The sequence below is a fragment of the Flagellimonas lutimaris genome, assembly GCF_003581615.1.
GTDB lineage: Bacteria > Bacteroidota > Bacteroidia > Flavobacteriales > Flavobacteriaceae > Flagellimonas > Flagellimonas lutimaris.
This window is the reverse complement of the sequence record NZ_QXFH01000070.1, coordinates 873864-890182: the sequence shown is the minus strand read 5'-3', so window position 1 is coordinate 890182 and position 16319 is coordinate 873864. Positions and strand designations below refer to the sequence as shown.

Here is a 16319-nt window from a genome sequence, read left to right as displayed (position 1 = left end):
GAAATTTGAAGCGTTAATTTTACACCATTTCACCGCGAAGTGGCGTCTCGAAAATTGTCTTGAACAATTTGTCGGGAACCCTTGTCCCAATTAGGTACATCGCCTTTGCAATAGCCGCCTCGGTTGTAATATCCTTGCCGTTAACCAGTTGCATCTCCTTAAGCTTTTCACTGGTTTCGTAATGCCCCATAAAAACGCTTCCTCCCGAGCACTGAGTCACATTAATTATGTGTAATCCTTTTTCTTTGGCAATTTTTAATTCATTCAAAAACCAATCGTCCATTGGAGCGTTACCTGCACCGTAAGTTTCCAAAACAAGGGCCTTTAAATCAGGAATGTTCAACATGGATTGGAGTACATTTTGGTTAAGCCCAGGAAATAATTTTAAAATCGCCACCCTATTATCCATCTTTTTGTGGACTTGAAGCGACTTATTTTTGGTCACTTTTTTTAATAAATAGTTGTGATGCACCTTTAAATGCACCCCAGATTCAACCAATGACGGATAATTTAAAGAGGCAAACGCCTCAAAATGTTCCGCGTTTATCTTGGTGGTTCGATTGGCTCGATATAGTTTATACTCAAAATACAATCCCACTTCCTGCACCACAGGCTTCCCTTTTTTCTGAAGGGCCGCTATTTCAATAGAAGTAATAAGGTTTTCCTTGGCATCTGTACGTAAGTCCCCAATTGGCAGTTGGGACCCAGTGAAAATGACCGGTTTTTCCAGATTTTCCAACATAAAACTAAGTGCCGACGCAGAATAACTCATGGTATCGCTACCATGCAACACCACAAAACCATCATAATCCCCATAATGTTCTTCAATTATAGATGCAATAACCGCCCAGTAATCGGGATTCATATTCGAAGAATCGATTGGGTTTTCGAACGAAACTCCTTTCAGGTTACAATCCAGCTGTTTAAGTTCAGGGATATTTTTGACGAGTTCATCAAAATTGAATGCTTTGAGCGCACCTGTTTTGTAATCCTTCACCATCCCGATGGTCCCCCCGGTATAGATCAGTAATATGTTGGTTTTCTTTTTCATAGGTCAAATTCCGAATATTTCCATGGAGTTTGCTGTAGTAATTTCCGCGATTTCCACTTCGGGTTTACCATATATAGACGATAGTTTTTCCAACACCTTTACTATGTAGTAGCTTTCATTCCGTTTTCCGCGATAAGGGGTCGGTGCCAAATACGGCGCATCGGTTTCCAAAACAATATGTTTGAGGTCGATTTGATTCAAAAACTTATCAATTTTGCCATTTTTAAAGGTAGCCACTCCCCCAATACCCAACTTCATATTATAAGATATGGCTTGATGGGCCTGCCCCAAGGTTCCCGTAAAACAATGAAAAATCCCGAAGAGGTCATCTCCCTTTTCTTGTTCCAAGACTTCGAACACCTCATCAAAAGCATCACGGCAATGAATCACTATCGGCAAATGGTATTTTTTCGCCAACTGAATCTGATAGGCAAAAGCCTCTTGTTGCTCTTTTAAAAAGGTTTTGTCCCAATACAGGTCCACCCCTATTTCACCAACCGCGTAGAACTTTTTCTTGGATAGCCATTCTTCCACATGGGCCAACTCATCCTTATAATTTTCTTTTACGTGGGTCGGGTGCAATCCTGTCATTAAAAACACATTTTCAGGATAATTAGATTCCAAATCCAGCATGGATTGCGTGTAAGTGGAATCGATAGCAGGAATAAAAAAACGTTCCACCCCGACATCCAGGGCACGCTGCATCATTTCATCTCTATCTTCATCAAAGGCTTCACTATATAAATGGGTATGGGTATCGGTTATAATCATTTTACTATTTGATATTTTCCTGAACGGGCATTAAATCCTTCTTGTTCCTATACAATTCCATGGCTTTTTGGAATTTTAATGCTCCTTCTTTGGTTTGGTCAAAAATGAATCCATTCAACTCTGGATGATTTTTATCTATCCATGAAACCAAATTTTCACGATTAGAAGCCCATAAGGAATCATTGAAATCAACATATTCGACAATGTCAATACTTTGTATCGCACCTTGCTTAATTTTCATGATTTCATGGGTGATAAATGGGCTGTCCTGCAAAAAAAGAATCCTATCACACTCTTTTGACACCTTCAAGTGAAGATTTTCACCATCTTCTCTTAAATCCAAAATCTTATATTTTGGACCAAATACCGAGTCCCATTGAAATAGGGTACGATAATCTTCCTTGGCATAGGTTCTTATGTAATCCATCTCGTTAAACCGTATACTGTCCAAAAACAATCCAACCACTTGATTATAATCTGATGCATTTAAGGCATCAATATAGTCTTCAGCAATTTGAATCTTATCAATTTCCCTATTTTTTTGACCACAGGAAATTGCAACAGCAATGCAAAGAATTAAGACGGCAATCTTTTTAAAATTGAAAATATTCATAACGCAAAAATAGGCTTATCTTAGACGCCCCAAAACTTTGTTTCTGATTAAAGCCCCTCGAGGGCATATTTTCATATGGCATCACTCAAAAAATTCCTCAAATCCAAAGACTACATTAAAATACCTTTGGTATTTACCGAAACGAACCACTTTGAACTCGTGGCAACCCTCAACGGTATAACGGGGAAATTCATCTTGGACACCGGAGCATCCAACACCTGCGTTGGAATGGATAAAATCGAGTTTTTTGAAATGGCTTCCGAAGCAACAGACATTAAAGCTGCGGGGGCAGGCGCCACAGAAATGGAAACCCTGATTTCCAATAAAAATAAAATCCAAATTGGGGATTGGAAAAAGAAAAAGCAGAAGGTTGTTCTCTTTGATCTCACTCACGTTAACCAAGCTTTGGTCGCTCACAATGCATTGCCCGTGGATGGAATTATTGGCGCCGATGTGCTTAAAAAAGGTAAGGCCGTAATTGACTACAATAAAAAATGCCTCTACTTAAAAAAGTAAAGGCATTTGTCAGTTCGAGCGCAGTCGAGAACAACTCGCTCTAGTATTATTTATTTATAGTTCCAACGCTTTTTTCACGTTTTCGTCCATCAAAAATTCTTCTGGACTTTCCAATGCTTCTTTAATAGCGACCAAGAACCCAACCGATTCTTTGCCATCAATAATCCTGTGGTCGTAAGAAAGTGCTACGTACATTACAGGTGCAATAGCAATGGCTCCATCTCTAACAATGGCGCGTTCCACAATGTTGTGCATCCCTAAAATTGCACTTTGCGGTGGGTTAATAATCGGTGTGGACAACATTGAACCGAACACCCCACCGTTAGTAATAGTGAAAGTACCTCCCGTCATTTCATCCACAGTGATTTCACCTTCCCTGGCACGGATGGCCAAACGTTTTACTTCGCTTTCGATTCCTCTGAAGGTCAAGTTTTCTGCATTTCTGATTACGGGAACCATCAATCCTTTTGGTCCAGAAACTGCAATACTGATATCGCAGAATTCATAAGTAATCATCTCCTTACCGTCAATCATAGAGTTGACAGCTGGATACATTTGTAAGGCGCGGATAACCGCTTTGGTGAAGAAGGACATAAATCCGAGACTTACACCGTGCTTTTCCTTGAACTCTTCTTTGTATTGTTTGCGCAACTCAAAGATTGCGGACATATCCACTTCGTTGAAGGTAGTCAACATCGCGGTCTCATTCTTTGCAGCAACCAATCGCTCGGCCACTTTTCTACGCAACATGGATAGTTTGGAACGACTTTCACCACGGTTACCACCTGTTGGGGTTCCCATAGATGGCACTGCTTTTACAGCATCATCCTTTGTGATACGACCATCTCTACCGGAACCCGATACGGATGAAGCGGAAACTCCTTTTTCATCCAATATTTTCTTTGCTGCTGGCGAGGGAGTTCCAGAAGCATAGGTTTCTTTTTTAGGCTCTTCTTTTTTGGGAGCCTCTTTTTTAGGTTCTTCCTTCTTGGTTTCTTCCTTTTTATCGGATGCATCCGGTGAACCTTCGGGCTTTTCGGCACTTGTATCGATAAGGCAAACTACCTCACCAACGGCTACGGCGTCTCCCACCTCAGCTTTAAGGGTAATAATTCCGCTCTCCTCTGCAGGAAGCTCCAATGTTGCCTTGTCCGAGTCCACCTCGGCTATGGCTTGGTCCTTCTCCACATAGTCTCCATCCTCTACTAACCACTCGGCGATTTCTACCTCTGTAATGGATTCCCCTGGTGAGGGAACTTTCATTTCTAAAACCATTCTGTTATAGTTTATACTTGTATTATCTTATTTGCATATTATCCTTACTCTTGTCAAAAACGTAGTCCAATACTTGGGCATGACGTCTTTTTGAACGCACGGCACTACCTGCAGCAGGCGCACCATAAAATCTACGGGATGCTACCCTAAACTGTTTGGCCTCGTCCAAATGCATCAACATGTGACTCCATGCCCCCATGTTTCTTGGTTCTTCTTGGGCCCAAACAATGTCGTCTGCATTCTTGTATTTCTTGATAATGCTACGCATTTCTTTTGCCGGCACTGGGAACAATTGCTCCACACGAACCAAAGCTACATCATCTCTTTCAAGTTCCTCTTTCTTAGCCAAAAGATCATAATAGAACTTACCGGTACAGAATACCAATGTTTTCACCTTGGCAGCTTTAGCATCCGCATCATCTATCACCATTTGAAAACCTCCTTTGGCCATCTCCTCTTTTGTGGAATGTACCTTTGGATGCCTCAACAAACTTTTAGGCGTAAATACCACCAATGGCTTACGAAACTTGGCCTTCATTTGTCTACGGAACAGGTGAAACAGGTTTGCAGGAGTAGTCACATCGGCCACATACATATTATCCTTGGCACAAAGCTGTAAGTATCTTTCCATACGTGCTGATGAGTGCTCCGCTCCCTGACCTTCGTAACCGTGGGGCAACAACAGCACCAATCCGTTCTGCAGTTTCCATTTATCCTCTGCAGATGACAAGTATTGGTCTATAATGATTTGGGCTCCGTTACTGAAGTCTCCGAACTGTGCCTCCCAAATGGTCAATGTTTTTGGACTTGCCATGGCGTACCCATAATCAAATCCCATTACGGCGTATTCCGATAGTAACGAGTTATAGATATGGAATTTTCCATTTTGGTTATCGCCCATCTCGTTCAACAACACTACTTCTTCTTCATGCATTTCCGTTTTGATGACAGCATGTCTGTGGGAGAAGGTTCCCCTTTCCACATCTTGCCCTGTCATTCTAATATCATAACCTTCCTCTATTAAAGACCCATAAGCTAAAAGTTCGCCCATGGCCCAATCGAGTTTGTTATCTTCAAAATACATTTTGTGGCGACCTTCCACCAATCTCACCAATTTTCTAAGGAATTTTTTATCCTCTGGAAGTTTAGTTATGCTCTTGGCGACCGCATCCAACTTTTTAAGGACGTAAGTCGTATCCATAGGTTTCAGCATCACCTCTTCGGTCACCTGCTTAAACCCTTCCCACTCATCTTGCATGAAAGGAGTTATCCTGGTCTTCTCTATCTTTCGGGAATCTAGCAAATCCTCCTCTAGATCTTTTTTATATTTTTCTTCAAGGTCTTTTAGGTAGTTCTCATCAATCACACCTTCAGCGATCAATTTCTCAGCGTAAATGTCCCTTGGGTTCTTATGTTTGGATATGGATTTATACAATAACGGCTGGGTGAACTTAGGTTCATCACCTTCGTTGTGGCCATACTTTCTATACCCCAACAAATCCAAGAAGATATCACGCTTGTAGCGCATCCTATATTCCAGCGCAAAAGTTGTAGCATGAACAACAGCTTCGGCATCATCAGCATTTACGTGAAGTACCGGTGAAAGGGTCACTTTACCCACATCCGTACAGTAGGTCGAAGACCTAGCATCCAAATAATTGGTAGTAAACCCAATTTGATTGTTCACTACAATATGAATGGTCCCTCCTGTGGCATAGCCATCCAAACGAGCCATCTGAATTACTTCGTAAACCACACCTTGCCCTGCAAAAGCAGCATCTCCATGAATCAAAATAGGAAGTACTTCTGTGATTTCATCTTGATGATCACGATCCTGCTTAGCCCTGGAAATACCTTCAACAATAGAGTTCACTGTTTCTAAGTGAGAGGGATTAGGGGCTATATTCATATTGACTATTTTCCCGGAGTCCGTTTCACGAGTAGAGGTCCATCCCAAGTGATATTTTACGTCCCCGTCAAAAATGGTTTCTTCGTAATCCTTACCATCGAATTCGCTAAAAATATCCTTTGGCGACTTTCCGAAGATGTTGGTCAATACGTTCAAACGACCCCTATGGGCCATACCTACAACAAATTGCTTCACTCCTTGGTCCGCAGCTTTTTCAACAATCACGTCCAAAGCAGGAATCAACGATTCACCACCTTCTAGCGAAAATCGTTTTTGCCCTACATACTTGGTGTGCAAAAAGCTTTCGAAAGAAACAGCCTCATTTAACTTTCTGAGAATATTTTTCTTTTCTTCCGCGGTAAAATTGGGGTGATTGTCATTTTTGTTGAGCCAATCCTGAATCCATTGGATACGTTCCGGGGTTCGTATATACATGTACTCCACCCCAATGGCATCGCAATAGATACTTTCCAGATGACGTATAATTTCCTTGAGGGAGGCTGGTCCTATTCCAAGAATTTTACCGGCATCGAAAACCGTATCCAAATCCTCTTGTTTCAGACCAAAGTTATCAATGTCCAATGTAGGGGCGTACTTTCTCCTTTCCCTTACTGGATTGGTTTCGGTAAAGAGGTGTCCACGAGAGCGGTACCCATCAATAAGGCGAATTACCTGAAACTCCTTTTGAAGCGCCTCGGGCATTTCCACTTTCCTACCATTGGAAAGCACAACCATTCCGCCTTTATCCGATTCGATTCCCAAATCTTCGAGGGAACCTTCCAAACCAAAATCAAATCCTTGAAAAAAAGCCCTCCAACTGGGCTCAACATTATCGGGATTCGTTAGATATTTTTCGTATTGCTCCGCAAAAAATGAAGTATGCGCAGCATTTAAAAATGAATATTTGTCCATTCGTTCTATTTCTCCAAAACTTTATGGAAAATTTTGTCAAAAATACGGGTTTTAGCATTTATATGCTTGTATTCCCCTCAATTTCTTATTCAAATTTAAAACTATATCACAGAATGTACTTGAAAGCAATAAAAATGAAATTTTTAACTGAAATTAACAGAGGAAACTAAAAATAATTTAACTTGAACCACCAGTTAAACCGACCAAACATGTCCAAACTTAAAAATAGATACCTCTCCTTAGATGTTTTCAGGGGGTTGGATGTCGCCTTAATGATCATTGTTAACTCTCCAGGCCGAGGTTCAACCACATTTTCGCCCTTGCTCCATGCAGAGTGGAATGGTTTTACGCTCACCGACCTAGTTTTCCCCACTTTTTTGTTTGTTGTGGGAAATTCCATGAGCTTCAGTATGAAAAAGTATGAAAGCATGGGGCAATCTGCAGTTTTCAAAAAGGTGTTAAAGCGCACAGCTATTATATTTTTACTGGGCTTTTTAATGTACTGGTATCCCTTTTTTGATGACGGACAGTTAAAACCTTTTTCAGAAACCCGGGTTTTTGGGGTTTTGCAACGTATTGCACTTTGTTATATGTTCGCCTCCATAATTCTTCACTTTGTGAAGACCAAAACTGCCATTTGGCTCAGTATTGCTTTTTTAGTAGGCTATCACCTTATTTTAATTGGTTTTGGCGACCTTACCCTAACGGGGAATGCTGTACTAAAACTTGATGAATGGCTCATTGGCCCCAACCATATGTACCATGGGGAGGGCGTTGCTTTTGACCCAGAAGGTTTGCTGAGCACCCTTCCTGCCATTGTTAATGTGATTATTGGATACTTGGCTGGTCGATTCATTCAGAACAACGGTCAAAATTTTGAAACCGTCGCCAAATTGATGATGGTTGGATTTGCCCTGGTCTTTGCAGGCTTGGCATGGGACCTTATATTGCCCATCAACAAAAAACTTTGGACCAGTTCCTTTGTGTTACTCACCTGCGGAATCGACCTTTTTGCCATAGCTACACTTATCTATGTTCTGGATATGAAAAAAGCAAAAAGCTGGAGTTACTTTTTTGAAGTGTTCGGTAAAAACACCTTATTTATTTATCTACTGTCAGAGGTATTTGTCATAACCCTTTTTGCAGTGGATATTGACGGGGAATCCCTTTACCGATGGATAGCCGACAACGTTTTTATCTCGTGGTCTGGCGGTTATATGGGCTCTTTGCTATTTGCGCTGTGGATTGTCCTTTCTTGTTGGCTAGTGGGTTATATTATGGACAAAAAAGGTATTTACGTGAAAGTCTGACCAAAGGTCAGTTACTGTATTTGGCCTTGTACCAAACTTTTTGCCATTCCCTTTTCAATAATAAAAAGGATACCTCTGCCGAAATATCAACGACATCGGACGGAGCTATCTTTTTAACTTCTTTCTCCGAAATATCCACAACATATAATAGGTTGAGGTACTCAGGAAACTTTTCCGCGATCAAGTAATAGATTTTTTCGTGGATGGTACTTTTAAGTTGCTCGGGAGTAATGTCCAAAGGAATATTGATGGGTACATTGGCCAACTCAAAATCCTTTTTAAGTTGATGCAATAATTTTTGATAGAGTTGCTCTTGCTGAACAGTCTCCAACAACTCCAAGCTAGTATTAAAGTTGGATAGCATACTCTATTTACGTTACAAATTCAATTTGAGATTTTTTAACTTGAACTTCTAACAATTTTCTCCCACTCCCATGCAGATTTCATAGCATCGTCCAAGCTGGATTTTGCCTTCCAACCCAAAACCTCATTTGCTTTTTTCGTATCAGCATAAGCTTGAACAATGTCACCAGGTCGTCTGTCCACGATTTTATAATTCAACTTTTTACCTGAAACGCGTTCAAAACTCTGAATCACTTCCAGCACGGAACTCCCCTTGCCTGTTCCTAAATTGAAAACTTCATAGTTGGTTTCATTCTTACTTGCCAAAAGTCGTTGCAAAGCGGCAACATGGGCCTTGGCCAAGTCAACCACATGGATATAATCCCGAATACAGGTACCATCATCCGTAGGATAGTCATCTCCGAAAACCGAAAGTTGCTCACGTAGACCAATACCTGTTTGGGTAATAAAGGGAACCAAGTTTTGTGGGACTCCAATAGGAAGCTCTCCTATTTTTCCGGAAGGGTGGGCCCCGATAGGGTTAAAGTATCGCAAAGCGATTGCATTCAAATCTTGATTTACTTTGCAGGTATCCCGAATAATCTCTTCGCCCACCTGCTTGGTGTTACCATAAGGCGACTCCGCAGGTTTTACAGGGGCCGCTTCGGTAATCGGCATTGTATCAGCTTGCCCATATACTGTGCACGAACTGCTAAAGATAAAGCTCGCCTCTCCTTTTTTCTTTAATTCTTGAAGAATATACACCAACACTCCAAGGTTGTTCTCGTAATACTGCAATGGTTTTTCCACACTTTCACCAACCGCTTTGGATGCAGCAAAATGGATTACACCTGCAATATCATCGTGCTTTTGGAAAAATGCTTGGACCTTTGGTTTTTCACGTAAGTCAAATTCTTCAAAAATGGGTTTTTTACCAGTGATTGATTTAATGCCATCCAAAACATCAATGGATGAATTGGAAAGATTATCCACAACTACTACTTCAAATCCCTCATTTTGCAATTCAACAACTGTATGGGACCCAATAAATCCGAGACCACCTGTTACCAGTATTTTCATTTATTATTTATTTACGAAGTCGATTACCAGTTCTGTGATAAATTTAATTTGCTCATCATCCAACTCCGTATGCATCGGAAGTGAAATCACCTCTTTCACTAACTGATTGGTCACAGGAAAATCATCTTCATTGTAACGGTCGTCCGCATAGGCTTTCTGCTTATGCAACGGAACTGGATAATACACTCCACAAGGAACGCTATTATCGTTCAGATGTTGCACCAGACCATCTCGTTTATCATTGGTGATTCGTAACGTATATTGATGGAACACATGACAATCGCAAACACTTTTTTCAATTTCGCATCCACACGATATTTTTGGCACGACGATATGTTCTTGCCCTTTAAATGCTTTGGAGTATTTTGAAGCAGCTTCCCAACGCTTTTGATTATAAAAATCTAGTTTAGGTAGTTTCGCTCTCAAAACAGCAGCTTGGATGGAGTCCAAACGGGAGTTCACTCCAACCACATCATGATAATACCTTTCGTACATTCCATGATTAACGACACCTCGGATGATATGGGCCAAGTCATCATCATTGGTAAAAATGGCCCCGCCATCTCCATAACAACCCAAGTTCTTTGATGGGAAGAACGATGTTGCACCAACATGGCCAATAGTCCCTGCTTTTTGTTTTGTACCATCTTTGGAATAGTAAGACCCACCAATGGCCTGCGCATTATCTTCAATTACGTATAGATCATGCTTTTTCGCCAATGCCATAATCTCGTCCATATTGGCACATTGTCCAAATAAGTGTACGGGCACAATAGCCTTTGTTTTGGGAGTAATCGCCTTTTCAATAGCTTTTACATCAATATTAAAAGTGTCCGGTTCCACATCTACTAGCACAGGAGTAAGGTTTAAAAGAGCTATCACCTCAACTGTGGCAGCAAAGGTAAAATCGGCAGTGATCACTTCATCACCAGGCTCTAGCCCAAGACCCATCATGCATATTTGAAGAGCGTCGGTTCCGTTGGCACACGGAATTACATGTTTTACACCCAAATACTCTTCCAATTCATTTTGAAAAGCCTTTACATGCGGACCATTTATAAATGCTGAAGAATCCAAGATTTCTGAAATTGCCTCATTGATCTCGGTTTTTATACCTTCATATTGACCTTTTAGGTCAACCATCTGTATTTTTTTCATCCGAATAAATTAATACGTCAAAATTAAGAAATTAAGATGCCATAATGGTCTCTGACCGAAAGAATGTATTTTAGCGAAAAATGATGCCGTTGCGTTTTCTTTACAACATTCTGATTAACATTGCTTGGGTTGGCCTAAAAGTGGTTGCGCTTTTTAATGCCAAGATAAAATTGTTCGTAAAAGGTCGGAAGAACTCCTTTCCCATATTGAAAGAGAAAATCGCTTCGAACAGTAAATCAATCTGGGTGCATGTGGCCTCTTTGGGCGAATTTGAGCAGGGGCTACCCATTTTGGAAAGATTACGGACAAAGTACCCTGAACACAAACTTGTCCTGAGTTTTTTTTCACCTTCGGGTTATGAGGTAAAAAAGAATACAACAGTTGCTGATGTGGTGGTATATCTTCCCATGGATAGCAATTCCAAAGTGAAGCGTTTTTTAAACCTCATCAACCCAGAGTTGGCCATTTTTGTAAAGTATGAGGTATGGCCCAATTACCTCTATCACCTCAAAAAAAGAAAGATTCCAACTATTTTGGTATCTGCCATTTTTTCCAAAAGACAGATTTATTTTAAATCCTATGGCAGGTTTATGCGAAAGAGTCTGGATACATTTTCCCATTTCTTTGTTCAAGATGAAAAATCCAAAAAGCTTTTGGAATCGATTGGTTTCAATAACGCAACAATTGGTGGTGACACTAGATTAGATCGAGTTTCTGAAATTTTGAAACGAAACAATCAATTGGATTTCATGAACCGTTTTAAAAACAATCAACTTTGTTTAGTCGCCGGAAGTACATGGCCTGAGGACGAGGAGTTACTCATCAACCATATCAACAATACCAAAGAAAAGATGAAGTTTGTGATTGCTCCCCACGAAATAAAACCTGCCCATATTGAAAAGATTACCTCTGCCCTGCAAAAAAGAACCATTCTATATTCCGAAATAGGAAGTCAAAATTTAAAGGAGTTCGATATACTTGTTGTAGATACGATTGGTTTGCTGACCAAAATTTACAGTTACGCCAATATCGCCTATGTGGGCGGTGGTTTTGCTACAGGTCTGCACAACACCATGGAACCTGCAGTTTTTGGAATCCCTATCATCATCGGACCTCAATTTGAAGGATTCAAGGAAGCAAAGGACCTTGTTAAAGAGGGTGGCATAATACCTATTTCCAGTCAAGGTAGTTTTAACAATTTGATGAGCGAACTACTAGACAACCCCGTTTCCATCAAAAATATCGGAGAAATCAACTCAAACTATATCAATTCCAATCGAGGTGCTGCCAATTTGATTATGCAGCATATTTCCAAGATTATCTAAATTTTGGTTAGCTTTAGCAAAATTCATCCAGCATGGACAAGCGTATTTTTAGGATTTCATTGACAGCGGCCCTAGCGGGCTTTTTGTTTGGGTTTGATACCGTTGTAATCTCAGGTGCCAACCAACCCATAAAAGAAATATGGGACACCAATTGGTTTTTGGGCGATTCCATCTTCACCTTCCACGGCATTTTTATTATGTCCATGGCACTTTGGGGTACAGTTTTGGGTTCGCTTTTCGGTGGTATTCCCACTGATCGTTTGGGAAGAAAAAAAACCTTGTTCTGGATAGGAGTTCTTTATTTTGCATCTGCCCTGGGTTCGGCTTTTGCTCCCGAACCTTTTAGTTTTTCACTTTTTAGATTTATTGGAGGGGTTGGTGTAGGAGCTTCCTCAGTTGCTGCACCAGTTTATATCTCCGAAATTTCAACCGCCCAAACACGGGGTAGGCTAACGGCCATGTACCAGTTCAATATTGTTTTTGGGATTTTGATTGCCTTCATCTCCAATTATCTTATTGGGATTATATTTGATGAGAACATCGCTTGGCGTTGGATGCTGGGCATTGAGGGGCTTCCAGCTTTGATTTACACCATTATGGTGTTTAAGATACCTAACAGTCCACGGTGGTTGTTGATGAAGAACCATGCAGATGCTATTGTGATAGAATCCATTACGCTACTTGGGATTGCAAAAGACAAGGCTTCGGTTCATCTAGAACAAATAAAAGTTGCTCTGTTTGATACTACTGAAAAGAAGAAAGAAAGCTTGTTCTCGGGAAAATATAACAAGCCCTTGATGTTGGCCTTTTTGATTGCCTTTTTCAATCAGCTATCAGGAATTAACTTTGTACTATACTATGCCCCGGAAATCTTGGAACGTGCCGGCCTTGCTTCTGGCGAATCACTCTTCAGCTCCATATCCATCGGGGTAATTAATTTGATTTTCACCTTTGTGGGAATTTCCCTGATTGACAAACTGGGAAGAAAACAATTAATGTACATTGGTTCCATTGGCTACATTGTAAGTTTGGCCATGGTGGGTTGGTGTTTTTATTCAGGGGCCAGCTCAGTGTTACTTCTTACCTTTATTTTGATTTTTATTGCCTCCCATGCTATTGGACAAGGTGCAGTGATATGGGTTTTTATCTCTGAAATATTTCCGAATAAGGTCCGTTCCTATGGGCAGTCATGGGGGACAGGAACACATTGGGTTTTCGCCGCTTTAATTACTTTACTGACCCCTACTTTTTTAGATGCTGAAATAGGAATTTTTAAAGATAACCCATGGCCTATCTTTATCTTTTTTGCGGTTATGATGGTACTCCAATTATTATGGGTGATTTTTATGATGCCAGAGACCAAAGGAATCTCTTTGGAAGAGCTGGGTAAACTACTCAGTAGAAAAAAAGAATAATCAAATTAATTGGTTTACAGTACATGCCAAAAACACATCCTTTAGTCGAATAGTGTATCTAGTTTTATAGTGAATGCGCAAATAATTCCGTAAATTGATAGAAATTACACTATTATGGCGGATGAAATTAGCATTGGGAACAAACTCATGGTCGGTTTTTTACGGGTCATGGTTTTTATATTGATCGTGATATTAATAGCAATTCCCGTTTTAATTGCTTTAGACCTTTTAGGTGTATTGGAAGCCATTGGTCTCTCTTCCTAGAAAATCACATCTTCTTCTCCCATTGATTTTGTAACCAGCTTGATATAGGAGTTTATGGCCTTGTTTACATTGGCAGGCTCTGTAACATCGACCTCTCCTCTCCAAATCAACTCTATTTCCTTTCCAACACATATACAATAGAGCGAAGTCTCTGAGTGGTATATGTTAAATGTGTCGTAGTATTCGGGGTCGTAGTAAATCTCTTGGTGCTCCAAATAATCGTTGGTAAACCTCATGAACATTTTGTCCACATCATTTATATGCTCCTTAAATGTCCTTCGATTTTCAGTACCCACAACCTTGGTGAACAAAATAGCATCAAACCCCTTATCCAATAGTTGTTGCTCTACTTCTTCCAATTCCTCTTCAGATCGTTCTGAGGTAGTGAATTCCACATCAAAAAGATCCATACTGCGCACCGCATCCACACCTTGTTCTTTCAAGGCTTCCACAAACTTGGTCTCATACTCCATTCGGGCATTGTCGTCTTGTACCATACCCACAACGAGCACTTGGTAAGCATCAAAGAGCACTATATCTGGGTTCTTCCAGGTACTTACCAATCTGGTCGAGGAACACCCCATAAGGAGTATCATGCTTATGGCTATTAATTTTGATTTCATCACTATGTTTTTTTTTGATTGATGCACAGTATAGATCTTGTTTATCTTTTAATGTGTGGAAAATGTAGCTTGTCTTTTCTCAAGCTGCCTTCTCAAATCCTCTATGGTCTTGGACATGGACTTTTCAAAATCATCCGTATCGGACTTGGCAAAGATTCTTGGACCTGGAGCACTAAGTTCGATTTCACAAATCTTGCCATCTCCGGATTTATCATTCTCTGTTTTAAAAAGTACATTGGCCTTGATCAACCAGTTGTACTTATTTTCTAAACCTTCGAGCTTTTTCATTAACAATTCGGTTAATGATTCACTAGTCATCATTTTTTGATATTGAACATGTACTTCCATGATTATTGTTTTGATTATAGTCAAATCTATAACTACTAAAGATAAAATTTAATGACAATTGTCAGTTTAAATTTCACCTATTTATCCCAAAGAGAAGGGTTGCCCCGTACTTTGTAAAACTGAGAACCAAAACTCTCCTTCCAGTTCTATTTTTTTCCTCTTTTTAGTGACTTCGGAAATAGGCACATACACATAACGATTGTTCACCCTACTGGCAACAAATTTAGTTTTCCCTGCCATGGCACCATGTACTGCTTGATAGGCCAACCTACTACAAAATACACTATCACTGGAGTTTGCCGGGGCACATCTCACAATATAACTTGGATCGATATATTTTATGGTCACCGGGCTTTTACCCTTAAAATATTCGGCGATTTTCTCCTTTAGAAAAACCCCGATATCCTCATGCTGAATATTTCCAGATGCATCTTTAACAATTTTTCTGTCTTTAAAGAGCTGTTGTCCAGCGCCTTCTGCGACAACAATAACTGCGTGTTTTTTCTTTTGCAGACGTTTTTCCAACACCTTTAAAAAACCTTCTTCACCATCAAGAGAAAAATCCATTTCCGGAATCAGGACAAAATTTACAACGGGCATGGCCAAAGCGGCCGAAGCGGCAATAAAACCACTATCCCTTCCCATTAATTTGATAATGGAAATTCCATTGTAGGCTCCAGTTGCCTCGTTGTGTGCATCGCGTATAATGGGGCTGGCAACATCAAAAGCGGTTTCAAAACCAAAAGATTCATCTATCAAATCAATATCGTTATCAATTGTTTTTGGGATTCCCACTACACTGATTTTGGCATTCCTCTTGGAAATCTCCTCTCCCAAAGCGTTTACGCCTTTCAAAGTTCCATCACCTCCAATGGCAAATAGCATATCCACCTTATTATCTTGCAGTGTATCGACCATTACAGAAACATCCTGCGCACCTCGGGAGGAGCCTAAATAAGTACCTCCGAATTGATGGATATCCTTTACTTTTTCCGGTGTCAATTTTACAAGTTCATGGCCCTTCTCAGGATTAAGGCCTTCATAACCATAGGGAACCCCAATAATTTTCTTGACCCCATAGAAATAGTGCAAAGCCATAACCAAACCTCGAATCACATTGTTGATTCCAGGGCATAACCCTCCACAAGTAACAATTGCTGCGGTTGTATTTTCGGAATCAAAAAATAGGTCTTGCCTTGGGCCCGCTTTCTCCAAACAAAGTGGCTCCTCGCCTTTTTCTAAACAATGTTGGTAATGCTCCATGGAGAGATCAAAAACCAACTTATCAGATTCCCTGATAAAATCGAATATGTGATCCCCTTTTAGTGTACTTAGCTCTAGGGGCGACTTAAATTTAGGCGCCCCTAAGCTTTCTATATAAAATCTATTTCTGTCGTTCACTATATT

At 40.4% G+C, this 16319-nt stretch carries 16 protein-coding genes; 5 read left to right on the top strand and 11 right to left on the bottom strand.

All coding sequences use genetic code 11. The annotated features are described in order from the left end of the window. Window positions 1-19: 19 nt before the first annotated feature. From D2V08_RS08440 to D2V08_RS08430, 3 genes are read right to left on the bottom strand one after another with little or no spacing between them, the layout of a single operon-like run. Window positions 20-1051 carry an asparaginase gene (locus D2V08_RS08440; RefSeq protein WP_119607591.1) on the bottom strand — a complete coding sequence of 344 codons (1032 nt, stop codon included), beginning with the start codon at window positions 1049-1051 and terminating at the stop codon, window positions 20-22. A 3-nt stretch (window positions 1052-1054) separates the two neighbouring features. After that, window positions 1055-1822 (bottom strand): TatD family hydrolase, encoded by a 768-nt coding sequence (locus tag D2V08_RS08435; RefSeq protein ID WP_119607590.1) that lies wholly within the window; start codon window positions 1820-1822, stop codon window positions 1055-1057. A 4-nt stretch (window positions 1823-1826) separates the two neighbouring features. After that, entirely contained in the window at window positions 1827-2435 is a 609-nt protein-coding gene (locus D2V08_RS08430; RefSeq protein ID WP_119607589.1) for a hypothetical protein, read from the bottom strand. 75 nt (window positions 2436-2510) lie between these two features. Here D2V08_RS08430 and D2V08_RS08425 point away from each other — a divergent pair, with 75 nt between their 5' ends. Next, a complete protein-coding gene (locus D2V08_RS08425; protein ID WP_119607588.1) occupies window positions 2511-2951 on the top strand; it encodes a retropepsin-like aspartic protease family protein in 441 nt (146 codons plus the stop codon). 54 nt (window positions 2952-3005) lie between these two features. Here D2V08_RS08425 and odhB read toward each other — a convergent pair whose 3' ends face one another. After that, complete coding sequence (odhB, locus tag D2V08_RS08420) at window positions 3006-4226, bottom strand: 2-oxoglutarate dehydrogenase complex dihydrolipoyllysine-residue succinyltransferase (RefSeq protein WP_119607587.1); 1221 nt, start codon at window positions 4224-4226, stop codon at window positions 3006-3008. A gap of 22 nt (window positions 4227-4248) precedes the next feature. Continuing rightward, entirely contained in the window at window positions 4249-7047 is a 2799-nt protein-coding gene (locus D2V08_RS08415; RefSeq protein ID WP_119607586.1) for a 2-oxoglutarate dehydrogenase E1 component, read from the bottom strand. Between the two features lie 209 nt (window positions 7048-7256). Between D2V08_RS08415 and D2V08_RS08410 the strand changes: the two genes are divergently transcribed. Continuing rightward, window positions 7257-8357: an acyltransferase family protein gene (locus tag D2V08_RS08410; protein WP_119607585.1), complete on the top strand. Its 1101-nt coding sequence runs from the start codon at window positions 7257-7259 to the stop codon at window positions 8355-8357. Window positions 8358-8364: 7 nt separating this feature from the next. Here the strand turns inward: D2V08_RS08410 and D2V08_RS08405 are convergent, their stop codons facing one another. From D2V08_RS08405 to D2V08_RS08395, 3 genes are read right to left on the bottom strand one after another with little or no spacing between them, the layout of a single operon-like run. Then, the gene (locus D2V08_RS08405; protein ID WP_119607584.1) at window positions 8365-8721 is read right to left on the bottom strand and encodes a hypothetical protein; all 357 of its coding nucleotides are present in this window, start codon (window positions 8719-8721) and stop codon (window positions 8365-8367) included. A gap of 35 nt (window positions 8722-8756) precedes the next feature. After that, on the bottom strand, window positions 8757-9779 hold the full coding sequence (gene galE / locus D2V08_RS08400; RefSeq protein WP_119607583.1) for a UDP-glucose 4-epimerase GalE: 1023 nt from the start codon (window positions 9777-9779) through the stop codon (window positions 8757-8759). Between the two features lie 3 nt (window positions 9780-9782). After that, window positions 9783-10937 carry a DegT/DnrJ/EryC1/StrS family aminotransferase gene (locus D2V08_RS08395; protein ID WP_119607582.1) on the bottom strand — a complete coding sequence of 385 codons (1155 nt, stop codon included), beginning with the start codon at window positions 10935-10937 and terminating at the stop codon, window positions 9783-9785. Between the two features lie 80 nt (window positions 10938-11017). On the opposite strand from D2V08_RS08395, the gene D2V08_RS08390 reads away from it, so the two are divergent. The 3 genes from D2V08_RS08390 (at window position 11018) to D2V08_RS17305 (ending at window position 13941) form a co-directional block, all read left to right on the top strand. Further along, entirely contained in the window at window positions 11018-12262 is a 1245-nt protein-coding gene (locus D2V08_RS08390; RefSeq protein WP_313790101.1) for a 3-deoxy-D-manno-octulosonic acid transferase, read from the top strand. Window positions 12263-12294: 32 nt separating this feature from the next. Next, window positions 12295-13677, top strand: a complete 1383-nt coding sequence (locus tag D2V08_RS08385; protein ID WP_119607581.1) for a sugar porter family MFS transporter — start codon at window positions 12295-12297, stop codon at window positions 13675-13677. A gap of 114 nt (window positions 13678-13791) precedes the next feature. Further along, a complete protein-coding gene (locus D2V08_RS17305; protein ID WP_182835504.1) occupies window positions 13792-13941 on the top strand; it encodes a hypothetical protein in 150 nt (49 codons plus the stop codon). Here the strand turns inward: D2V08_RS17305 and D2V08_RS08380 are convergent. From D2V08_RS08380 to D2V08_RS08370, 3 genes are all read right to left on the bottom strand, one after another. Continuing rightward, the gene (locus D2V08_RS08380) at window positions 13938-14564 is read right to left on the bottom strand and encodes a hypothetical protein (RefSeq protein ID WP_119607754.1); all 627 of its coding nucleotides are present in this window, start codon (window positions 14562-14564) and stop codon (window positions 13938-13940) included. The genes D2V08_RS17305 and D2V08_RS08380 overlap by 4 nt on opposite strands. Before the next feature lie 48 nt (window positions 14565-14612). After that, window positions 14613-14912: an HPF/RaiA family ribosome-associated protein gene (locus tag D2V08_RS08375; protein ID WP_119607580.1), complete on the bottom strand. Its 300-nt coding sequence runs from the start codon at window positions 14910-14912 to the stop codon at window positions 14613-14615. Window positions 14913-14993: 81 nt separating this feature from the next. After that, window positions 14994-16313, bottom strand: coding sequence for an ATP-dependent 6-phosphofructokinase (locus D2V08_RS08370; RefSeq protein WP_119607579.1), 1320 nt, complete (start codon window positions 16311-16313; stop codon window positions 14994-14996). Window positions 16314-16319 lie beyond the last annotated feature (6 nt).

Bases quoted from the DNA above. Each gene is read 5' to 3' on its own strand.
- D2V08_RS08410 (WP_119607585.1), top strand. From the start codon at position 7,257: ATGTCCAAACTTAAAAATAGATACCTCTCCTTAGATGTTTTCAGGGGG.
- D2V08_RS08395 (WP_119607582.1), bottom strand. From the start codon at position 10,937: ATGAAAAAAATACAGATGGTTGACCTAAAAGGTCAATATGAAGGTATA.
- D2V08_RS08405 (WP_119607584.1), bottom strand. From the start codon at position 8,721: ATGCTATCCAACTTTAATACTAGCTTGGAGTTGTTGGAGACTGTTCAG.
- D2V08_RS08415 (WP_119607586.1), bottom strand. From the start codon at position 7,047: ATGGACAAATATTCATTTTTAAATGCTGCGCATACTTCATTTTTTGCG.
- galE (WP_119607583.1), bottom strand. From the start codon at position 9,779: ATGAAAATACTGGTAACAGGTGGTCTCGGATTTATTGGGTCCCATACA.
- odhB (WP_119607587.1), bottom strand. From the start codon at position 4,226: ATGGTTTTAGAAATGAAAGTTCCCTCACCAGGGGAATCCATTACAGAG.
- D2V08_RS08440 (WP_119607591.1), bottom strand. From the start codon at position 1,051: ATGAAAAAGAAAACCAACATATTACTGATCTATACCGGGGGGACCATC.
- D2V08_RS08390 (WP_313790101.1), top strand. From the start codon at position 11,018: ATGATGCCGTTGCGTTTTCTTTACAACATTCTGATTAACATTGCTTGG.
- D2V08_RS08375 (WP_119607580.1), bottom strand. From the start codon at position 14,912: ATGGAAGTACATGTTCAATATCAAAAAATGATGACTAGTGAATCATTA.
- D2V08_RS08425 (WP_119607588.1), top strand. From the start codon at position 2,511: ATGGCATCACTCAAAAAATTCCTCAAATCCAAAGACTACATTAAAATA.
- D2V08_RS08430 (WP_119607589.1), bottom strand. From the start codon at position 2,435: ATGAATATTTTCAATTTTAAAAAGATTGCCGTCTTAATTCTTTGCATT.
- D2V08_RS08435 (WP_119607590.1), bottom strand. From the start codon at position 1,822: ATGATTATAACCGATACCCATACCCATTTATATAGTGAAGCCTTTGAT.
- D2V08_RS08385 (WP_119607581.1), top strand. From the start codon at position 12,295: ATGGACAAGCGTATTTTTAGGATTTCATTGACAGCGGCCCTAGCGGGC.
- D2V08_RS17305 (WP_182835504.1), top strand. From the start codon at position 13,792: ATGGCGGATGAAATTAGCATTGGGAACAAACTCATGGTCGGTTTTTTA.
- D2V08_RS08380 (WP_119607754.1), bottom strand. From the start codon at position 14,564: ATGAAATCAAAATTAATAGCCATAAGCATGATACTCCTTATGGGGTGT.